Here is a 20873-nt window from a genome sequence, read left to right on the forward strand (position 1 = left end):
TCCGGCCGGACATTACATCCTGTCAATCGAGGTCGACCGCGGAACGTTAGGATCAGGTGCGGTACGGGCCGCCACGGCCGTACGGAGCATCGGAGGCTGCGTGCTGTGGGAGTGAGTCTGCGCGACGTCGCCGTGCTCGCCGGAGTCTCGGTGAAGACCGTCTCCAATGTGGTGAACGGCTACGCGCACGTGTCCGCCGAGACCAGGGCGAAGGTCGAGCAGGCCCTGTCGCAGCTCGCCTACCGGCCCAACCTGTCGGCCCGCAACCTGCGGCTCGGCCGCACCGGTGTGATCGCTCTCGCGCTGCCGGACCTCACCGCGCCCTACTTCGCCGAGCTGTCGCGGTTCGTCATCGACGCGGCCGCGGAGCACAAGTGGATCGTCGTGATCGAGCAGACCGACGGGATCCTCGACCGGGAGCGGCGGGTCCTCGACGGGGTGCGCGACCACCTGGTCGACGGGGTGATCCTGAGCCCCCTCGCCATCGGGGTCGAGGAGCTGGCCGCGCGGACCGACGCCGCCGCCCTCGTCCTGCTGGGGGAGCGCATCCACGACGGCCCCGCCGACCATGTGGCCATCGACAACGTCCGGGCCGCCAGGGACATCACCGATCACCTGCTCGCACTGGGTCGCCGCCGGGTCGCCGCGCTCGGAGCGCAGGACAACACCGCGAGCGGCACGGCCCCGCTGCGGCTGGCCGGTTACGCCGCGGCGATGGCCGCCCACGGGCTGCCCCAGCGGCTCGCGAAGGTCGAGCGTTTCAGCCGGGCGGAGGGCGCGGCGGCCATGAGCCGGCTGCTGGCCGCGCCGGAGCCGCCGGACGCGGTGTTCTGCTTCAACGACCTGCTCGCGCTCGGGGCGATGCGCGCCATCCTCGCCGCGGGACTGCGGGTGCCGGAGGACATCGCGGTGGCGGGGCTCGACGACATCGAGGACGGCCGCTTCAGCACGCCCACGCTGACCACGCTCGCCCAGGACAAGGCGGAGCTCGCCCGCGCCGCCGTCAGGCTGCTGCGCCGCCGTTTCGACGAGGGGCCGGGACGCCCCCCGCAGGAGGTCACCGTGGGATACCGCCTGGAGGTCAGGGAGAGCACGGCCGGGCGCGTCCCGGCGCGGGCCGCGCCATCGGGGCCCCGCCATTAGCGGTCCCGCACATGCGGGAGGCCGTCCGGGTCAGCCGGCCGGCGGCTTGATCCAGTCGAGGGTGCGTTCGACCGCGCGCCGCCAGTTGCCGTACTCGCTCTCCCTGCGCTGCGGGTCCATCGCGGGCAGCCACTGGCCGGCGCGGTGCCAGTTGCCGCGCAGGACCTCCAGGTCGGGCCAGTAGCCGACCGCGAGGCCCGCGGCGTACGCCGCGCCGAGGGAGACGGTCTCGGCGACCATGGGCCGGACCACCGGCACGTCGAGGACGTCGGCGATGAACTGCATGAGCAGGTTGTCGGAGGTCATGCCGCCGTCGACCTTGAGCGTGGTCAGCGTCAGCCCGGCGTCGGCGTTCATCGCGTCGACGACCTCGCGGGTCTGCCAGCCGGTCGCCTCCAGCACGGCGCGGGCGAGGTGGCCCTTGGTGATGTACGAGGTCAGGCCCACGATGACGCCGCGGGCCTCGCTGCGCCAGTGGGGCGCGAACAGGCCGGAGAAGGCCGGCACGATGTAGCAGCCGCCGTTGTCGTCGACGGTGCGGGCCAGCGTCTCGATCTCGGGGGCGCTGCTGATGATCCCGAGACGGTCGCGGAACCACTGAACCAGCGCGCCCGTGATGGCGATCGACCCCTCCAGCGCGTAGACCGCGGGCTGGTCGCCGATCTGGTAGCCCACGGTGGTGAGCAGGCCGTGGGTCGAGGCGACCGGCTCGGTGCCGGTGTTGAGCAGCAGGAAGGCGCCCGTGCCGTACGTGCACTTGGCCTCGCCGCGGTGGAAGCAGGTCTGCCCGAACAGCGCCGCCTGCTGGTCGCCCAGCGCGGCGGCGATCCGCACGCCGGGAAGCACCCGCCGCGCCGTGCCGTACGTCTCGCTGGACGGCCGGATCTCGGGGAGCATGGCCCGCGGCACGCCGAAGAAGTCGAGCAGGACGGGATCCCAGGACAGGGCGCGGAGATCCATGAGCAGGGTCCGGCTGGCGTTGGTGACGTCGGTGACGTGGACGCCGCCGTCGGGTCCGCCGGTCAGGTTCCAGATGAGCCAGCTCTCCATGGTGCCGAAGAGCACCTCGCCGCGCTCGGCGCGTTCGCGCAGGCGCGGGGTGTGGTCGAGCAGCCAGCGGACGGTGGGGGCGGCGAAGTAGGTGGCCAGGGGCAGCCCGCACCGGTCCTTGACCACGTGCGCGTCCGGCCGCCGGGCCAGCTCGTCGACCAGGTCGCCGGTCCGGGTGTCCTGCCAGACGACGGCGGGGGTGACCGGGAGCCCGGTGCGGCGGTCCCACAGCACGGTCGTCTCGCGCTGGTTGGCGATGCCGACGGCGGCCACCTCGCCGGGGCCGATGCCGGCCTGGGCGAGCGCCTCCGGCGCGATCCGCTCCAGGTTGCGCCAGATCTCCATCGGGTCGTGCTCCACCCAGCCGGGCCTGGGGAAGTGCTGCTTGTGCTCGCGCTGGGTGACCGAGACCAGGCGGCCGCGGTGGTCGAACAGGATGCAGCGGGTCGAGGTGGTGCCCTGGTCGATGGACATGACATAGCGCTCGGTCACGTGGCCTACCTCCGGGTCGGGCGGGCGTCGGGAGGGACGGCGGGCGGTCTCCGGCAGGTCGTGCCGGGACGGCCGCGAGGGGAGAAAGAAGTGAGGGCGACGGGGTGCGGGGCTGTGGGGGTGACGGTCACCAGCGTGCGGCGCCGAGGTCGCGGGAGACGGCCCGCGCCGCGTCGCGCACGTAGCTCACCAGCTCTCCCCGGGGGCGTCCGGCGGCGTCGCAGATCCGGTCGGCGGAGCCGGATATGCCCATCGCTCCGACCACCAGCCCTCCGTACCCCCGGATCGGGGCGGCCACCCCCGCCTCTCCCATGGCGATCTCGTCGACGTCGGCGGCCCAGCCGACCTCGCGGACACCCGAGAGCGCGCGGGCCAGTTCCTTCGGCGTGCGGATGGTGCGCCGGCTGAACTGCTCCAGCTCGCTGTCCTGCGCCGCCGCCGCGGCGTTGGCGTCGTACGCGAGCAGGACCTTGCCGATGGCCGTGGCGTGCATCGGCAGCAGCACGCCGACGTCGAGCGTCTGGAGGCTGTCGTCCGGCCGGAAGACGTGGTGGACGACCAGGACCTTGCCCTGCAGGTGGGTGCCGATGCGGACGGCCTCCCCGCTGCGCGCCGCCAGCGCGTCGGCCCAGTTGATGGCCCGGGACCGCAGTTCGTTGACGTCGAGGTAGCTGGTGCCGAGGTGGAGCAGGGCCGCCCCGAGCTGGTATTTGCCCGTCGCGTCGTCCTGCTCGACGAAGCCGACGAGCTGGAGCGTCCGCAGGATGCCGTGGGCCGTCCCGCGGGCCAGTCCGAGGGAGTTGGCGATCTCGCTGAGCCCGAGGCGGCCGGATCCCTGCGCGAGCAGCCGGAGGATGGCGGCGGCGCGTTCGATGGACTGGACGGGACCGGGCACGCACGGATCCTAGCGCCGTCGTAACGCGTTCGACAATGTCGACAGCCGGGCCGCCGCCTCGGAGAACACTGTGGATTGATCTTCCGAAAACCACCCGAAGTACGTGAAAGGCTGTGGCCCGGCTCACCCCAGCGAGCCTAATACGGCGCCGTCGGGCTGGCTAGCGTTCGACAATGCCGACAGGCATTCATTGACCGCCTCCATCCGCGGAGTTAGCGTCCGCACAGCCCGGACAGTTCACACCGACCGCTACCCCTCTGTGCGGATGCGGCGGGCTTGTCCAAGGAGGAGAGATGGCGCAGCAGCGTGTGGGCCGGGAACTGGCCGGCGAACTCGCGGCGGAGTTCGCCGGGACCCTGGTCCTGATCCTGTTCGGTGTCGGAGTGGTGGCGCAGGTCGCCGCCGGCGGCATCGGCGACCATGACAGCATCGCGTGGGCCTGGGGATTGGGGGTGACCCTGGGCGTCTACACGGCGGCCCGCGTGAGCGGCGCCCATCTCAATCCGGCGGTCACCGTGGCTCTCGCGGCCTTCAAGGGATTCTCCTGGCGGAAGGTGATCCCCTACAGCCTGGCCCAGACGGCGGGCGCGTTCGTCGCCGCGCTGCTGGTCCGCTGGAACTACGGCGAGGTCCTCGCCAAGATCGACCCCGGCCACACCATCAAGACCCAGGGCGTCTTCTCCACGCTCCCCGGCAACGGCACCCTGCCCGTCACCCAGTGGGGCGCCCTGCGCGACCAGATCATCGGCACCGCCATCCTGCTCTTCCTCATCCTCGCCATCTCCGACGAGCGCAACTCCGCTCCCCTCGCCAACCTCGCGCCGTTCGTCGTCGGCCTGCTCGTCGTGGCCATCGGCATGGCGTGGGGCACCGACGCCGGTTACGCCATCAACCCCGCCCGCGACTTCGGCCCCCGTCTGGCGTCCTTCATCACCGGGTACGGCACGGCCTTCCGCGACCAGTACGGCGGGCTGTACTTCTGGGTTCCGATCGTCGGCCCGCTCATCGGCGGCCTCGTCGGCGCCGGGCTGTACCAGGGACTGATCGCCCGCTTCCTGCCGAGGGGGGACGCCCCCGAGCCCGGCCGGACGCCCGAGCCCGCGGACTACCAGCCCGCCCGGTGAGGGCGGCCACCGGATTCCTACGACACGAGAGGCACACCTGATGGCTGACTACGTCGGCGCGGTCGACCAGGGGACGACCAGCACGCGATTCATGATCTTCGATCACGGTGGCAACGAGGTCGCCCGCCACCAGCTGGAGCACCAGCAGATCCTGCCCCAGGCGGGCTGGGTCGAGCACAACCCCACGGAGATCTGGGAGCGCACCCGGGCCGTGATCCAGACCGCCCTGCGGACGGCCGGCCTCGGGGCGGGCGACCTCGCCGCCCTCGGCGTCACCAACCAGCGGGAGACGGCCGTGGTGTGGGACCGCCGCACCGGTCACCCGTACTACAACGCGATCGTCTGGCAGGACACCCGCACCGACCGCATCGCCTCCGCCCTGGAGCGGGAGGGCAAGGGCGACGTGATCCGGCGCAAGGCGGGCCTGCCACCGGCCACCTACTTCTCCGCCGGCAAGATCCAGTGGATCCTGGAGAACGTCGACGGGGTGCGGGAGGCGGCCGAGCGCGGCGACGCGGTCTTCGGCAACACCGACACCTGGCTGCTGTGGAACCTCACCGGCGGCGTCGACGGCGGCGTGCACGTGACCGACCCCACCAACGCCAGCAGGACCATGCTGATGGACCTGGAGACCCTCGGCTGGGACGACGAGCTGCTGTCGTTCTTCGGCATCCCGCGGCGGATGCTGCCGGAGATCCGCCCGTCCTCCAACCCGGATTTCTACGGCGTCACCCGGGCCTCGGGGCCGCTCGCCGGGGAGGTGCCGCTCGCGGGCGACCTCGGCGACCAGCAGGCCGCCACCGTCGGCCAGGTGTGCTTCGAGCCCGGCACGGCCAAGAACACCTACGGCACCGGCAACTTCCTGCTGCTCAACACCGGCACCGAGCTGGTGCGGTCGCGCAACGGCCTGCTGACCACGGTCTGCTACCAGTTCGGCGCGAACAAGCCGGTCTACGCCCTGGAGGGGTCGATCGCGGTGACCGGGTCGGCCGTGCAGTGGCTGCGCGACCAGCTCGGCATCATCTCCGGAGCGGCGCAGAGCGAGGCCCTGGCCCGGCAGGTCGAGGACAACGGCGGCGTCTACTTCGTGCCGGCGTTCTCCGGCCTCTTCGCGCCCTACTGGCGGTCGGACGCCCGCGGCGCGATCGTCGGCCTGTCCCGCTACAACACCAACGCCCACCTGGCCCGGGCCACCCTGGAATCGATCTGCTACCAGACCAAGGACGTCGTTGGCGCGATGGAGCAGGACTCCGGCGTCGTCCTCGACGTGCTGCGGGTGGACGGCGGCGTCACGGCCAACGAGCTGTGCATGCAGCTTCAGGCCGACATCCTCGGCGTCCCGGTGTCCCGGCCGGTCGTGGCCGAGACCACGGCACTCGGCGCCGCGTACGCCGCGGGCCTGGCGGTCGGCTTCTGGAAGTCCACCGACGACCTGAAGCGCAACTGGCACGAGGACCGCCGCTGGGAGCCCCAGTGGAATGACGAGCAGCGCGAGCGCGGCTACGCGGGCTGGCGAAAGGCCGTCACCCGGACCCTGGACTGGGTCGACGTCGACTGAGCGCGGCGTCCCCAGGCCGATCTACGGAGGAGTTCACACCTGATGTCTGCACCATTGGATCCGCGCGCCCGGGCGGCGGCGCTGCGGCGGCTGGCGGAGGACGAGTTCGACGTGCTCGTCGTCGGCGGGGGCGTGGTCGGCGCGGGGGTCGCGCTCGACGCGGTCTCCCGCGGCCTCTCGGTCGCGCTCGTGGAGGCCCGCGACCTCGCGGCCGGAACGTCGAGCCGCTCCAGCAAGCTCATCCACGGCGGACTGCGTTATCTGGAGCAGCTCGACTTCAAGCTGGTCCGCGAGGCGCTCAGGGAGCGGGGCCTGCTGGTGACGCGGCTGGCCCCGCACCTGGTCAGGCCCGTCCCCTTCCTGCTCCCGCTGCGCCACCGTGTCTGGGAGCGCGGCTACATCGGCGCGGGCGTGCTGCTCTACGACACGCTCGGCGGGGCCCGGGCGCTGCCCCGGCACCGCCAGCTCAGCCACGCGCGGGCGCTGCGGGAGGCCCCCGGCCTGCGCGGCGACGCCCTGGTGGGCGCGATCCAGTACTACGACGCCCAGGTGGACGACGCCCGTTTCACCATGATGGTCGCCCGCACGGCGGCACAGTACGGCGCGGTCGTCACCACCCGCACCCGGATGACGGGGTTCCTGCGCGACGACGACGAGCGGGTGACCGGCGCGGTCGTGCGCGACCTGGAGGGCGCGGGCGAGATCAGGGTGCGGGCCCGCCAGGTGATCAACGCGACGGGCGTGTGGACGGACGACGTCCAGCGGCTCGCCGGGGGCGCCGGCTCCTCCGTGTCGGTCCGGGCGTCGAAGGGCGTGCACCTGGTCGTGCCGAGGGACCGGATCCCGCTCGACACCGGGCTGATCCTGCGCACCGAGAAGAGCGTCCTGTTCGTCATCCCGTGGGGGCCGCACTGGATCGTGGGCACCACCGACACGCCGTGGGACCTGGACAAGGTCGAGCCCGCCCCCACCAGGGCCGACATCGACTACATCCTCGGTCACGTCAACGCGGTGCTGCGCCGCCCGCTCACGGACGACGACATCGAGGGGGTCTACGCGGGGCTGCGCCCGCTGCTCGGCGGTTCCGGCAAGGAGGGCGCGGGCTCGGAGACGGTGAAGCTGTCGCGCGAGCACGCGGTCATCCGGCCGGAGCCGGGGCTGGTGATCGTGGCGGGCGGCAAGTACACCACGTACCGGGTCATGGCCAGGGACGCGGTGGACGTCGCGGCCGCCGGGCTGCCCGACGCCGTCCCCGCGTCGGTGACCGCCCGCGTCCCCATCCTCGGGGCCGCCGGGTTCGAGGCGCTGCGCAACAACCGCCGCAGGCTCGCGCGGAGCTCCGGCCTCCCGGTCCCGCGGATCGATCACCTGCTCGGCCGGTACGGATCCTGCGCGGAGGAGGTGCTCGAGCTGGTCGCCGGAGATCCGGCCCTGGGGGAGCCGATCCCCGGGGCCGAGGACTACCTCAAGGCCGAGGCCGTCTACGCGGCCACCCACGAGGGGGCGCTGCACCTGGAGGACGTCCTCGTCCGCCGGACCCGGATCTTCATCGAGCAGCGGGACCGGGGGATCGCCGCCGCCCCCGAGGTGGCCGCGCTGCTCGCCCCCGTCCTCGGCTGGGACGAGGAGACCGCGCGGAGGGAGGTCGAGGACTACCGGGCGCAGGTCGAGGCCGACCTGGCGGCGCAGCGCGAGTGGGACGACGACGCCGCCAACGCCGTACGGCTCGCCGGGCCGCACTCGGAGCGGGTCGCCTGAGCCCGGGCCCCCGGCCGGGCACGGTCCCGGCCGGGGCCGCCGGGCGATCCCTCAGCCGACGACCGCGTCGAGCAGGAGGGACCCCGCGCCGAGCAGGGCCGCGTCGGGTCCCGACCGGCTGTGGCCGATCTCCAGGTCGCGGGTCGCGAGGGGCAGGCAGCGCTCGTAGACGGCGGCCCTGATGGCGGAGATCAGCGGTTCGGCCGACGACAGGCCGCCGCCCACGACGATCGCGTCGGGGTTGAGGAAGTTCACCAGGACGGTGAGGACGTCGCCGATGAGGCGGCCGGCGTTCCGGACGAGCGCGGTGGCCTCGGGCACGCCGTCCTCCACCAGGGCGACGATGTCGGCGGGCCGCTCCACCGGGATGCCCTGCTCGCGCAGCACCTGCCGCAGGGCGGCGCCGCTGGCGTAGGCCTCCAGGCAGTCGAGGTGGCCGCACGAGCAGGCCGTCGACGAGTCGCTGCTGACCCGGACGTGGCTGATGTCGCCCGCAGCGCCCCGCCCGCGGTGCAGCGTGCCGTTAACGATCACACCGCAGCCGATGCCGCTGCCCGCCTTGACCGCCATCAGGGTGTCGCGGCCCGGCCACGAGCGGGCCTCGCCGACGGCCATGAGGTTGGCGTCGTTCTCCACCAGGACCGGCAGGTCGAAGTGACCGCCCAGCCGCTCGGCGACCGGGAAGCCGTTCCACCCGGGCATCCGGGAGGGCGCCACCACCCGCCCGGTCGCCGGGTCGACGGGGCCGGGGATGCCGGTGCCCACGCCGCGCAGCGGGACGCCCGGGGGCGCGTGCCGGCCCATGAGGTCGTCGAAGGCCGCCGCGATCCAGTCGATCGTCGCCTCGGGCCCGAGGCTGATGTCGCAGGGACGCTCCTCCACGACGAGGGGGGCGCCGCTCAGGTCGAGCAGTCCCAGCCGGGCGTGCTGGGCGCCGAGGTCGGCGACCGCCAGGAGTCCCGCGCCGGGGCTGAGCCGCAGCCGGCGGGGGCGCCGGCCGCCGCGTGAGGCTCCCGGCCCCTCCTCCACGAGCAGCCCGGCGCCGATGAGCTCCTCGACCCGCAGGGAGACGCTCGACGCGGCCAGTCCGGACAGGCGGGCGAGCTCGGCCCGTGACTCCGCCTGCCCGGTGGCGATCAGCCTCAGGAGGTCGCCCTGGGTCCCCCGCACCGGCAACCTCTCTTTGCCTGACATGGAGAGAGGAATACCACGTATGAACTTAATACGGCAACGCGTTGACTTGCGCCGGAATCATCCATTACGTTCCGCCTTGTCTTCGATTTCGAAGGAAGATGGCGATGATTCGGGTACGAGGGCTGAGCAAGTGGTTCGGCGACCACCAGGTGCTGCACGGCGTCGACCTCGACGTGGCGCGGGGCGAGGTCGTCGTGGTCATCGGGCCGTCGGGCTCGGGCAAGTCCACCCTCTGCCGCTGCCTCAACCGGCTTGAGGCGGCGGACGTGGGCGAGATCCACGTCGACGGCGTGCCCGTCCCCGCGGAGGGGCGCGCCCTGGCCCGGCTGCGGGCCGACGTGGGCATGGTCTTCCAGTCGTTCAACCTGTTCCAGCACAAGACCGTGCTGGAGAACGTGATGCTCGCCCCGACCAGGGTGCGCGGCGTGAGCCGGGCCGAGGCGGCGCGTGAGGCGCGCCGGCTGCTGGAGCGGGTGGGCATCGCCGAGCAGGCGGACAAGCTTCCCGCGCTGCTGTCCGGCGGGCAGCAGCAGCGCGCCGCCATCGCCCGCGCCCTGGCCATGCGGCCCAAGGTGATGCTGTTCGACGAGCCCACCTCGGCGCTCGACCCGGAGATGGTCGGCGAGGTCCTCGACGTGATGGCCGGGCTCGCGGCCGACGGCATGACCATGGTCGTGGTCACCCACGAGATGGGTTTCGCCCGCAGGGTCGCCGACCGTGTGGTCTTCATGGACGGCGGCCGGATCGTCGAGGCCGGCGAGCCGAACGCGTTCTTCGACGCACCCTCGACCGATCGGGCCAGGGACTTCCTGGCCAAGGTACTCACGCACTGATCGCAAAGGATGGTGGGCACGATGGTGTCCATGAAGCGGGTGGCCGCTGTCGCCGCCATGTCTGTGTTGGGCCTTTCGGCCTGTTCCGGCACCGACTCGGCGGGCTCCTCCGCCGTCCCCGGCGCGGCGAGCGGCGGCGGCGGTGATGTGCTCGCCTCGGCGCCGGTGGCGACGGCCGCCGACATCCTGCCCGGCTCGACGATGGAGAAGATCAAGAAGCGTGGGGAGCTGATCGTCGGCGGCTCGCTCGACGCGCCGCTGCTCTCGCAGCAGAACCCGGCGACCGGCGAGGTGGAGGGCTTCGACGCCGATCTCGGCAAGGCCCTGGCCACGTACATCATCGGGAAGCCGAAGGTGAAGATCGTCAACTCGGCCTCGGAGACCCGTGAGGCGCTGCTGAGCAACGGCACGGTCGACGTGGTCTTCCAGACCTACACGATCACTCCGGAGCGGGCGAAGCAGGTCGCCTTCGCCGGGCCGTACTACTCCTCGGGCCTGACCATCGCGGTGAAGAAGGGGACGACGGGCATCTCGTCGCCCCAGGACCTGAACGGCAAGACCGTCATCGCCGGGGCCAACACCCCCGCGATCCCGGAGATCCAGAAGCTCGCGCCGCAGGCGAAGATCATCACGTTCGGCGGCGACCCCGAGTGCGTCCAGGCGCTCAAGCAGGACCGCGGCGTCGCGTACGTGCAGGACGAGACGCTGCTGGTGGCCGACGCGAAGAAGGACCCGTCCATCCAGGTCGTGGGCAGCCCGTTCACCACCGACCCGTACGGCATCGGGCTCCCGCACGGGGACGACCAGTTCAAGAAGTTCGTGAATGACTGGCTGACCAAGATCCAGAGCCAGGGCGTGTGGCAGAAGATCTGGCAGAACTCCCTCGGCACGGTCGTCCAGGGCGCCGCTCCGACCCCGCCGGCGATCGGGTCGGTGCCGGGCTCCTGATGTCCCCGATCCTCGATCACCTGCCCGAGTTCTGGCAGGGGCTCCTCGTCACGCTGGAGCTGACCGCGGCGTCGTTCGCCGGCGCCGTGGTCGTCGGGCTCGCGATCACCGCGATGAGGGTGGGCCCGGTGCCCGTCCTGCGCGCGATCGGCACGGGCTATGTGGAGACGTTCCAGAACCTGCCGCTGCTGGTGCTGCTGGTGCTGGCCGTCTTCGGGCTGCCCGAGATCGGGATCAAGGCGGGCCTGCTGGCCACGTCCATGGTGGTGATCGCGCTCTACGAGGGCGCGTACATCGCCGAGGCGCTGCGCTCCGGGGTGAACGCCATCGCCAAGGGGCAGGGCGAGGCGGCCCGGGCGCTCGGCCTGACGTTCGGCCAGTCGCTGCGCCACGTCGTGCTCCCGCAGGCGCTGCGCACCGTCGTCCAGCCGATCGGCAACATCTTCATCGCGCTGACCATGAACACCTCGCTCGTCGCGGCCGTCGGCGTCGTCGACCTCACCGCCGCGGCGAACCGGGTCAACCTGGTGGAGGCCCAGCCCATCCCGATCTTCGTGGGGGCCGGGCTGGCGTACGCCGCCGTCGCGGCCGTCGCGGGCCTCGTCACCGGCAGGCTGGAGCGGCGTCTGGCGGTGGCGCGGTGACCGCCCCGCCGGCTCGCCGCCGGTCCTCCGGCCCGGCGAGCACGCTGCTGTTCGACGAGCCCGGCCCCCGGGCCCGCCGCAGGATCACGGTGGCGACCGTGGCCGGGACCGTCGTGGCGCTCGCCCTGCTGGCGCTCGCCGTCCGCCAGTTCGCGGCCAACGGACAGCTCGCCGCCGCCCGCTGGCAGCCGTACGCGACCTGGCCGATGTGGCGTTACCTGCTCGGCGGGCTCCGGTCGACCGCGCTCGCCGCCGTCGTCTCCGCCGCGCTGGCCATGGCGGCCGGCCTCGCGCTCGCGCTCGGACGGCTGTCGCGCCGCCGCCCGCTCCGCCTGCCCGCCGCGGCGTACGTCGAGGTGGTCCGGACGATCCCCGCGCTCCTGCTTGTCTACATCGTGCTGTTCGCGCTGCCGCGGTACGGCCTCGACCTGCCGCTGCTGTGGAAGCTCGTGGTGCCGCTGGCCGTGTCGAACGCCGCCGGCTTCGCGGAGATCTTCCGGGCCGGCGTGCTGTCGGTCGAACGGGGCCAGGGAGAGGCCGCCGTCGCGCTCGGGCTGACCCACGGCCAGTCGCTGCGCCTGGTCGTGCTGCCGCAGGCCGCGCGCCGGGTGCTGCCGTCGATCGTCAGCCAGTCGGTGGGCCTGCTGAAGGACACCTCGCTCGGGTTCGTCGTCAGCTACGCCGAGCTGCTCTACAGCGGCAAGGTCCTGGCCAACTACAACGGCCTGCTCATCCAGACCTACATCGTCGTGGCGCTGATCTACCTCGTGGTCAACGCGTCGCTGTCCAAGCTCGCCCGCGCCCTTGAGGCGCGCCAGCCCCGCAGGAGGATCCCCGGTGCCGGCTGATCTCGTCCCGCTCGCCGAAGTCGTTCGATCGGGCTTCGTGGAGAGCGTCCACTTCGGCAGCGCGGTCGCGCTCGCGCCGGACGGACGCGTCGCCGTGGCCCGGGGCCCCGTCTCCGCGCCCGTGCTGCCCCGTTCTTCGGCGAAGCCGTTCCAGGCGCTCGCCTGCCTGCTCGCCGGCGCGCCGCTGGAGGGCCCGAGCCTTGCCATCGCCGCCGGGAGCCACACCGGCGAGGACGTCCACGTCCGGCTGGTGAACGACATGCTCGCGGCCGCCGGTCTGGGCGCCGGCGCGCTCGGCTGCCCGCCCGACTGGCCGGAAGACGAGGCGGCCAGGCACGCCATGATCCGGGCCGGCCTGGGCCCGTCCCGTGAGCGGATGAACTGCTCCGGCAAGCACGCCGCCATGCTCGCCGCCGCCGTGGCGTCCGGCCTGCCCACCGGCACCTACCTCGACCCCGCCCACCCGGTGCAGCGGCGGGTCCGGGCCGCGGTGGAGGACCTGGCGGGCGAGAAGGCCGCCCACGTCGCCGTCGACGGCTGCGGCGCGCCCCTGTTCGGCGTGTCCCTCGCGGGCCTGGCCCGCGCCGTACGGGCCCTCGTCGTCGCGCCGCCCGGATCGGCGGAGCGCGCCGTGGCCGACGCCATGCGGGCGCATCCCGAGTACGTCGGCGGGACCGGCCACGTCAACACCCGGCTCATGCGGGCGTTGCCGGGGGCCGTGGTCAAGGGAGGCGCCGAGGGCGTGCTCGTGGTCGCACTCGCCTCGGGACACGCCGCCGCGGTGAAGGTGATCGACGGCAGCCCGCGGGCGACCACCGCCGTGGCGCTCGCCGCGCTCCGCGCGGCCGGGGGAGACGTCACGGGCGCCGAGGAGTTCCTGACGGTACCTGTGCTCGGCGGGGGAGTCCCCGTCGGGGAGATCCACGCATTGGGGGAGCGATGAGCCTGACCTATGAGATCTGCATCGACAGCACGGCCGGGGCCCTGGCCGCCGAACAGGCGGGAGCGCACCGGGTCGAGCTGTGCGCCGCGCTGTTCGAGGGCGGCCTGACGCCCACGCTCGGCACGGTCGAGGCGACGCTGGAGGCGGTCTCGTCGATCCGGGTGCACGTCATCATCAGGCCCAGGGGTGGCGACTTCGTCTTCGACCGGCACGAGATCGCCGCCATGGAGCGCGACGTCGCGGCGGTCCGCGAGGCCGGCGCGCACGGCGTGGTGATCGGCGCCCTGACCTCCGGGGGAGAGGTGGACGAGGAGGTCGCCAAGCGGCTCATCGGCGCCGCCGAGGGGCTGCCGGTCACCTTCCACCGCGCCTTCGACATGGCCGCCGACCCGTTCGGCGCGCTGGAGACGCTGGCCGGCCTCGGCGTGGACCGGGTGCTCACCTCCGGGCAGGACAGCACCGCCCTGGAGGGGGCGCCGCTGATCGCCTCGCTGGTCGAGCGGGCCGGAGACCGCCTCGTGATCATGCCGGGCGGCGGCATCACCCCCAGGAACGTCGCCAGGGTGGTCGAGGCCACCGGCGCGAAGGAGATCCACTTCGCGGCCCTCGTCGACGAGCCAAGCCCGGCGGTGCACCGCAACCCTCATCCGTACATGGGCGGCGAGCTGCGCCAGTCGGAGTTCGTCCGCCGGGTCACGTCGCCCGGGCTGATCTCCGGGGTCATCGCCGCCGCCGGCGGCTGACGGGCCGGGCCGGTCACCTGCGGGCCGGGCCGATGACGGAGACTGGGCGCCGTCCGCTCTGCGGGTATGGCCGGAATCGAGGGACGGATGTCCCGAACGGTCGCGATGGATCCCGGCGCGGACGCGCTGAGGTGAATGTCGGCCAAGCTGGAGGAGTTCGTATGTACACCCGTATTCTCGCCGCGATCGACCGGTCCGACCGGGCCGGGCGCGTCATCGAGACCGTCACCGATCTCGCCCGGCTCACCGGGGCGGCCGTCCACGTGCTCCACGCCGAGGAGTCCGGGGTCGTGTACGACCAGGTGGTCGCGCTGGAGGACCACGAGACCGCGCAGGCGGTCGTCGACCGGGCCCTCGCCCGGCTGCGGGAGGAGGGGATCAAGGCGGACGGCGAGGTCGTCGAGGTGCTCCACGAGGGAGTCCCGGACGCCGTGCTCGACAGCGCCAGGGAGTTCGGCGCCGACCTCGTCGTGCTCGGTCCCCGTCATCACGGCAGGATCGGAGCCCTGCTGGGATCCAGCGTCAGCCACGAGGTCGCGCTGCACACGCCGTCCTCGCTGCTGCTCGTGCTCTGATCGGGGGCGCTCGCATGGAGGGGGCCGGAGTGACGCAGACTGAACGCATGACCATCCTCAAGGGGCCCGGTCGCTGCGTGGTCGTCGTCGTTTACGACGGGGTGCGCCTGCTTGACGTGTCCGGCCCCCTTGAGGCGTTCACCGTTGCCAACGAGCACGGCGCGGCCTACCGGCTGCGCACCGCCTCCCCCGGCGGCCGGGACATCACCACAAGTGGAGGCGTCCGGATGGGCGCCGACCTGGCCCTGGAGGACCTGGCCCTGCGGGAACCGGCCCCGGAGGCGCCGGACGTGCTCCTCGTGCCGGGCAGCCCGGACGTGGCGGCCACGGAGCGGAACCGTCCGCTGCTCGACCAGGTCGCCCGGCTGTCGGGGCAGGCCGGGTGCACCGCCTCCGTCTGCGCGGGCGCCTTCGTCCTGGCCGCCGCCGGGATCCTCGACGGGCACCGCGCGGCCACGCACTGGCACCTGGCCGACCGGCTGGCGCGGTCGTATCCGCGCGTGGCGGTCGATCCGGACGCCATCTTCGTCCGGGACGGCCGGATCATCACCTCGGCCGGGGTCACCGCGGGGATCGACCTCGCCCTCGGCCTGATCGAGGAGGATCACGGCGCCGGTCTGGCCCGCACGGTCGCCCGGCACCTCGTGGTCTTCATGCAGCGGCCCGGGGGCCAGTCGCAGTTCAGCGCGCGGCTGAGCGCGGGCGGCACGCGGGACAGGACCGTGCGGTCGGTGCTCGACGCGGTGGCGGTCGACCCGGCCGCCGACCACGGGCTGGCCGCGGCGGCGGCCCGCGCCGGGCTGAGCGTCCGCCAGCTGACCCGGTTGTTCCGCCGGGAGACGGGCACGACCCTGGCCCGGTACGTAGAGCTGGTCCGCGTGGAGACCGCCAGGTCCATGCTGGAGTCGGGGGACGACCCCCTGGACGCGGTGGCCAGACGTGCCGGTTTCGGGTCTCCGGAGACGCTGCGGCGGGCGTTCCTCCGTGAGCTCGGCGTGCCGCCGGCCGCCTACCGCGCGCGGTTCCGCACCACCGGAGTCGGCGCGGGCTGGGACGGGCCCCGGCCCGGCGCCGCCGGCCGCGACGCACTGCTAGTGGGCGACGCCGCCGGCTCATCCCCGGCCTAGGCGCGGCGCGAGCGTGCCCGCGCCGAGCATCACCGCCACCATCAGCACGGTGACCAGGCCGAACGAGAACGGCAGGGTGAAGACATCCCCGATCCAGCCGATCAGGCTGGGCGCGACGAAGCCCGAGGCGTAGCTGACGGTGGCGGCGCCGGCCACTCCCTCGCTGGGGGTCCGGCCCACGTTTCCCGCCGCGGCGAAGACCAGCGGGATCACCACGGAGATGCCGAGCCCGATCAGCATGAATCCCGTGACGGCGGGCGCCGGAGTGCGGGAGGCCACCACCAGCACGCCGCCCAGCGAGGCCAGCGCACCGCCGGACCGCACCGCAGCGACAGGGCCGATCCGCCGGACGACCACGTCGCCGCACAGGCGGCCGGCCGCCATCATGCATGCGAACGCCGTGTAGCTGGCGGCGGCCACGGCGGGGGACGCGCCGGTCACCCGGTCGAGATAGACGGCGCTCCAGTCCTGGCTGGCCGCTTCGCCGAAGATGCCGCAGAAGCCGAGGAACCCGATGAGCAGGACGCCGCGCGCCGGCAGGACGAAGTGGGCCGGAGCGCTCTGCCCGGCCTCGGGCCGCACGTCGAGCAGCAGCGGCCCGACGGCCAGGCTCACCCCGAGCAGCACGACCGCCATCGCCGCCAGGTGGAGCCGCGCGTCGACGCCGGCGTGGGCCGCGACGATCCCGGCCGTGCCGCCGGCCAGCCCGCCGACGCTCCACATGCCGTGCAGACCCGACATGATCGACCGGCCGAGCCGCTGTTCCACCACGACGCCCTGGGCGTTCATCGCGACGTCGCACATCCCGGCCACCGCGCCGTACAGGAGCAGAACGGCGAACAGCGCGGGCAGTCCCGGCGCGAGCGCGGGGAAGGCGAGCATCGCGCACCACAGCGCGATGAGCCACCTGGTGACGACCCGGCCGCCGAAACGATGCGTGATACGGCCCGCCGTCGGCATGGCCAGCAGAGATCCGACGGCGGGGGCGAGCAGGGCCAGGCCGAGCCCTCCCGGGCCCACGCCCAGATGATCCTGGATCCAGGGGATGCGCGTGGCGAAGCTGCCGGCGACCGCTCCGTGCAGGGCGAACGTGGCGGCGACGGCGGTCCTGGCCCGCGGCGGCACGTGATGATCCACCGCCTCACGCTACTCTGTTGGCTGGACGTCACAGACGCCCCCGGACCGCTCTGGACGGGGGTCTCCCGGCCGGGCCGGGGAACGGCGGTTGTCCACAGGTGGCACGTGCCGAGTTCGGGGTACCGCCCGGGAGACCGTAATGTCATCCCGTGCACATCCGCCCCCTGAGGAGCTCTGACATGGACGCAGCCGAGACCAATGACATGCCCGGCTTCGCTGATCTCCGGTTGCGTCCCGAACTGCTCAAGGCGCTGACGGACCTGGGATACGAGGAACCGACCCCGATCCAGCGTGAGTCGATCCCGCCTCTGCTCGATGGCCGCGACCTGCTTGGCCAGGCCGCGACCGGCACCGGGAAGACCGCGGCCTTCGCCCTTCCGGTGCTCCAGCGGCTTGACGACGGCGAGCGGGGCAACGAGCCGTTCGCGCTCGTGCTGGTGCCGACCCGGGAGCTGGCCGTCCAGGTGTCGGAGGCGATGCACAAGTACGGCCGCGACCTCGGCGCGCGGGTGCTCCCGATCTACGGCGGGCAGCCGATCGGGCGGCAGTTGCGGGAGCTGGAGCGTGGCGTCGACGTCGTCGTGGCCACCCCCGGCCGGGCCCTCGACCACATCGGCAGGGGCACCCTCTCCCTGAAGGGCATCCGGATCGTCGTCCTCGACGAGGCCGACGAGATGCTCGACATGGGCTTCGCCGACGACATCGACGCGATCCTCCAGGACACCCCGGAGGAGCGGCAGACCGTCCTGTTCTCCGCCACCATGCCGCCGCGCATCGACGGCATGGCCCGCAGCCACCTGCGCGAGCCCGTCCGCATCAGGATCGAGCGGGAGGCCCCGGCGGCCGGGGAGGCCCCCCGGGTGCGGCAGAGCGCGTACATCGTCTCCCGGTCGCACAAGCCCGCCGCCCTCGGCCGGGTGCTCGACGTCGAGGCGCCCACCGCCGCGATCGTCTTCTGCCGCACCCGGGAGGAGGTCGATCAGCTCACCGAGACCATGAACGGCCGCGGCTACCGGGCGGAGGCCCTGCACGGCGGGATGGGCCAGGAGCAGCGCGACCGCGTGATGAACCGGCTGCGCGCGGGCACGGCCGACCTGCTGGTCGCCACCGACGTCGCGGCCCGCGGTCTCGACATCGAGCAGCTCAGCCACGTCATCAACTACGACGTGCCCTCGGCTCCGGAGTCGTACGTGCACCGGATCGGGCGGGTGGGCCGGGCCGGCCGCGAGGGCGTGGCCATCACCCTCGCCGAGCCGCGTGAGCACCGGATGCTGAAGACGATCGAGCGGGTGACGCGCAGCCGCATCACCGTCGAGAAGGTGCCGACGGTCGCCGACCTGCGGGCCAGGCGGCTGGAGCTGACGCGGGCCGCTCTCGAGGAGAGCATGATGGAAGACGGCGATCTCGACCGCTTCCGCGTGGTGGTCGAGACGCTCACCGACGAGTTCGACCTCATGGACATCGCGCTCGCGGCGGTGAAGCTGGCCCACGAGTCGACCGGGGCCGCAGCCGACGAGGAGGAGATCCCCGACGTCGAGCCGCGGCCGGAGCGGCGTGACCGGGCCCGCCGTGACGGGCCCGGCCGGGAGGAGCGCCGTGCCCGGCGGCACGCGGGCGGCATGACCAGGATCTTCGTCGGCGCCGGACGCAGCGCGGGCGTCCGCCCGCAGGACATCGTCGGCGCCATCACCGGGGAGACCACGGTCGGGGGCCGCGACATCGGCTCGATCGAGATCGCCGACCGGTTCTCCCTGGTGGAGATCCCCGAGGACGCGGCGCAGGAGGTCATCTACGCGCTGCGGAAGACCACGATCAAGGGGAAGAAGCCGATGGTGCGCCTGGATCGGGACGAGGCTCCCCGCCGCCGCTGACCCCCTCGCCGCCGGGCCCGCCGTCGTCCCGGCCGGTCGCGCCCAACCGGCGGCGGGCGCTCCGCCACCTGGCCATGAGCGACACGAGCAGGAGCAGGAGCGTCACCAGGGCGAGGCCGGGGCCGAGCAGCGCGGCCAGGCGCTGGTCGGCCGCGCGATCGGGCGCCCAGGGCAGCGCCAGCGTCGCGTACCAGCCCGGCGCCGGCGACGGCCCGGTCAGCAGGATCAGCGCGGTCGCGGCCTGCCCGGCGACGGCGCCCGCGAGCATCGCGGCCCTGACCGAGGGATGGATCGCCCGGGGCAGCGGGTCGACGCCGGCCGCCACGCAGAACAGGAGCGCGCCCGTCGCGACGGCCACGGCCTGGAGGGCCAGCCGCACGGCGAGCCCGGCCTGCGCCGCCTCGAACAGGCCGGTGGCGTAGAGCGCCAGGTAGGGCGCCACGTACAGCACCGGCGGGACCCACGGGCGGGTGAGCGCGCGCGCCACTGGGCTCTCCGTCCAGGTCGCGCCGGGCGCGGCCCGCCGGAGCAGGGTGAGCGGGGCGCCCAGCGCGAGCAGAGCCGGCCCGGCCGTGCCCAGCAGCGCGTACTGCGCCGCGTGGACGGAGAGGATCGCCGGCCCGTAGACGGCCGGCCCTCCCAGCGTGGCGTAGCCGAGCACGACGAGCCCGCCGAACCACGACGCCGTCCGCGGGAGCGGCCACGCATCCCCCCGCCCGGCGAGGCGGCGCACCCCGGTGAGATAGACGGCCGCGAGACCGGCGAGGGCCAGCAGGGGGATCGGGTCCAGCCGGATCTCCGCGAACAGGCGCCCGGCGTCGAACGGGGGCAGGGCGTATCCCAGCGCGTCGTGCTGGTGCTCCCCCGCGCCCGCGGAGGGCGGGGGAGGGGTGCGCGACAGGCCGACGGCGAGACCGATCGTGCCGAGCATCACCGCGATCTCACCGGCCGCCAGCCGGAGGAAGGGCCCCGTCGATCCGCCCGCGTCGAGAGCCGTGATCGTGGTGCGGCGGTGCCGCAGGCCGAACCAGCCGAGTGCGGCCAGCGCGGCCACCTTGGCCAGCACGAGCAGGCCGTAGCGCGACTCCCAGAGCTGGCTGGGGGTGCCGAGCCGGATCCAGGCGTTGATCAGGCCGGAGAAGCCCGCGGCGACGAAGCAGCACAGCGCCAGCGTGCTGAACCGCCGGACCGCCGCGGCGGGCTCGGCGGCGTGGCGCAGGAACGCCGCGAGCCCGGCGAGCCCGCCCACCCAGAGGGTCACCGCCACCACGTGCACCATCAGGCTGGAGATCGCCAGGTTGTGGTCGGCGGCGGAGGCCGAGTGGCCGGCGTACGCGGGCGGCAGCACCGCGAACACGGCGAGCGCCGCGAGCGGCACCCGGCTCCAGGGAGGCAGCGGGAGGAACGCCCCGCAGCAGACCTCCAGCGCGACCACGGTGACGAGCAGGAACGCCTGGCCCTGGGGAATGTGGAACAGGAACGTCGGCAGCACGCCCGAACGCAGCGCGTCGGCGACGGGAAGCCCGAGGAAGTCCGACAGTGTCAGCAGCACGGTGGCCGCCGCGCTCGCCGCCCAGGCCAGTGCCCAGGGCCCGGCCGCACGGACGATCCGCGCCGTACGGGCGGCGCCGTCCCCAGCCAGCAGCACGGCCGCGAGCAGGATGCCCACGGTGACGACCGCGCACACGTCGTGGACCAGGCGGACCACCGGCAGGCCCCATGTGGTGAGCGGGCCCGGGGAGGGCAGACCGGGGATGTCGGGCCGCGGCCTGCCTCCGCCGAACCACAGGGCGATCAGAAGCACGCCGGCCGCGGTGGCGAGCGACGCGGCGGACACGGCTCCGATCCCACGACGGGGAGGGTCGGTCCGCTGGGGGGATGTCATCGTCGGCTACCTCGCCTCGGCGATCTCTGTGCCAGACGAGTATGCCGACACGTCTGTTCACGGCACCACACCCGGCGAGGGCCGGCTTGAAAGCGTCTGAACCGG

General features: G+C 73.4%; 18 protein-coding genes. 13 read left to right on the plus strand and 5 right to left on the minus strand.

Features of this window, described 5'->3' with window-relative positions:
* Positions 1–105 precede the first annotated feature (105 nt).
* Positions 106–1143 carry a LacI family DNA-binding transcriptional regulator gene (locus tag JOL79_RS08075; RefSeq protein WP_210155047.1) on the plus strand — a complete coding sequence of 346 codons (1038 nt, stop codon included), beginning with the start codon at positions 106–108 and terminating at the stop codon, positions 1141–1143.
* Positions 1144–1173: 30 nt separating this feature from the next.
* On the opposite strand, the gene glpK (JOL79_RS08080) is transcribed toward JOL79_RS08075, so the two are convergent.
* A complete protein-coding gene (gene glpK / locus JOL79_RS08080) occupies positions 1174–2685 on the minus strand; it encodes a glycerol kinase GlpK (RefSeq protein ID WP_210155048.1) in 1512 nt (503 codons plus the stop codon).
* A 127-nt stretch (positions 2686–2812) separates the two neighbouring features.
* The gene (locus JOL79_RS08085) at positions 2813–3580 is read right to left on the minus strand and encodes an IclR family transcriptional regulator (protein ID WP_210155049.1); all 768 of its coding nucleotides are present in this window, start codon (positions 3578–3580) and stop codon (positions 2813–2815) included.
* Positions 3581–3873: 293 nt separating this feature from the next.
* Here JOL79_RS08085 and JOL79_RS08090 point away from each other — a divergent pair, with 293 nt between their 5' ends.
* From JOL79_RS08090 to JOL79_RS08100, 3 genes are read left to right on the plus strand one after another with little or no spacing between them, the layout of a single operon-like run.
* Entirely contained in the window at positions 3874–4704 is an 831-nt protein-coding gene (locus JOL79_RS08090) for an MIP/aquaporin family protein (protein ID WP_210155050.1), read from the plus strand.
* A gap of 40 nt (positions 4705–4744) precedes the next feature.
* Positions 4745–6262 carry a glycerol kinase GlpK gene (glpK, locus tag JOL79_RS08095; protein WP_210155051.1) on the plus strand — a complete coding sequence of 506 codons (1518 nt, stop codon included), beginning with the start codon at positions 4745–4747 and terminating at the stop codon, positions 6260–6262.
* A 42-nt stretch (positions 6263–6304) separates the two neighbouring features.
* A complete protein-coding gene (locus tag JOL79_RS08100; RefSeq protein WP_307848396.1) occupies positions 6305–8020 on the plus strand; it encodes a glycerol-3-phosphate dehydrogenase/oxidase in 1716 nt (571 codons plus the stop codon).
* Positions 8021–8071: 51 nt separating this feature from the next.
* On the opposite strand, the gene JOL79_RS08105 is transcribed toward JOL79_RS08100, so the two are convergent.
* Positions 8072–9214, minus strand: a complete 1143-nt coding sequence (locus tag JOL79_RS08105; RefSeq protein ID WP_230984410.1) for an ROK family transcriptional regulator — start codon at positions 9212–9214, stop codon at positions 8072–8074.
* Between the two features lie 104 nt (positions 9215–9318).
* On the opposite strand from JOL79_RS08105, the gene JOL79_RS08110 reads away from it, so the two are divergent.
* The 8 genes from JOL79_RS08110 (at position 9319) to JOL79_RS08145 (ending at position 15875) form a co-directional block, all read left to right on the plus strand.
* The gene (locus JOL79_RS08110) at positions 9319–10047 is read left to right on the plus strand and encodes an amino acid ABC transporter ATP-binding protein (protein ID WP_210155052.1); all 729 of its coding nucleotides are present in this window, start codon (positions 9319–9321) and stop codon (positions 10045–10047) included.
* 30 nt (positions 10048–10077) lie between these two features.
* Positions 10078–10995: a glutamate ABC transporter substrate-binding protein gene (locus JOL79_RS08115; protein WP_230984411.1), complete on the plus strand. Its 918-nt coding sequence runs from the start codon at positions 10078–10080 to the stop codon at positions 10993–10995.
* Positions 10995–11639 carry an amino acid ABC transporter permease gene (locus JOL79_RS08120; RefSeq protein WP_210155054.1) on the plus strand — a complete coding sequence of 215 codons (645 nt, stop codon included), beginning with the start codon at positions 10995–10997 and terminating at the stop codon, positions 11637–11639. Before JOL79_RS08115 ends, JOL79_RS08120 begins: the two co-directional genes overlap by 1 nt.
* Positions 11636–12487, plus strand: coding sequence for an amino acid ABC transporter permease (locus JOL79_RS08125; RefSeq protein ID WP_210155055.1), 852 nt, complete (start codon positions 11636–11638; stop codon positions 12485–12487). The genes JOL79_RS08120 and JOL79_RS08125 overlap by 4 nt, the downstream gene beginning before the upstream one ends.
* Positions 12477–13430 carry an asparaginase gene (locus tag JOL79_RS08130; RefSeq protein ID WP_307848397.1) on the plus strand — a complete coding sequence of 318 codons (954 nt, stop codon included), beginning with the start codon at positions 12477–12479 and terminating at the stop codon, positions 13428–13430. The genes JOL79_RS08125 and JOL79_RS08130 overlap by 11 nt, the downstream gene beginning before the upstream one ends.
* Complete coding sequence (locus tag JOL79_RS08135) at positions 13427–14173, plus strand: copper homeostasis protein CutC (RefSeq protein ID WP_210155057.1); 747 nt, start codon at positions 13427–13429, stop codon at positions 14171–14173. Before JOL79_RS08130 ends, JOL79_RS08135 begins: the two co-directional genes overlap by 4 nt.
* Before the next feature lie 161 nt (positions 14174–14334).
* Positions 14335–14748: a universal stress protein gene (locus JOL79_RS08140; protein WP_210155058.1), complete on the plus strand. Its 414-nt coding sequence runs from the start codon at positions 14335–14337 to the stop codon at positions 14746–14748.
* A 47-nt stretch (positions 14749–14795) separates the two neighbouring features.
* Complete coding sequence (locus tag JOL79_RS08145; RefSeq protein WP_210155059.1) at positions 14796–15875, plus strand: GlxA family transcriptional regulator; 1080 nt, start codon at positions 14796–14798, stop codon at positions 15873–15875.
* On the opposite strand, the gene JOL79_RS08150 is transcribed toward JOL79_RS08145, so the two are convergent.
* The gene (locus JOL79_RS08150) at positions 15861–17012 is read right to left on the minus strand and encodes an MFS transporter (RefSeq protein ID WP_307848399.1); all 1152 of its coding nucleotides are present in this window, start codon (positions 17010–17012) and stop codon (positions 15861–15863) included. The genes JOL79_RS08145 and JOL79_RS08150 overlap by 15 nt on opposite strands.
* A gap of 179 nt (positions 17013–17191) precedes the next feature.
* Between JOL79_RS08150 and JOL79_RS08155 the strand changes: the two genes are divergently transcribed.
* Positions 17192–18883, plus strand: a complete 1692-nt coding sequence (locus tag JOL79_RS08155) for a DEAD/DEAH box helicase (RefSeq protein ID WP_210155060.1) — start codon at positions 17192–17194, stop codon at positions 18881–18883.
* On the opposite strand, the gene JOL79_RS08160 is transcribed toward JOL79_RS08155, so the two are convergent.
* Entirely contained in the window at positions 18825–20720 is a 1896-nt protein-coding gene (locus tag JOL79_RS08160; RefSeq protein WP_210155061.1) for a bifunctional copper resistance protein CopD/cytochrome c oxidase assembly protein, read from the minus strand. The genes JOL79_RS08155 and JOL79_RS08160 overlap by 59 nt on opposite strands.
* Positions 20721–20873 lie beyond the last annotated feature (153 nt).

The organism is Microbispora oryzae (genome assembly GCF_017896165.1).
GTDB classification, from domain to species: domain Bacteria; phylum Actinomycetota; class Actinomycetes; order Streptosporangiales; family Streptosporangiaceae; genus Microbispora; species Microbispora oryzae.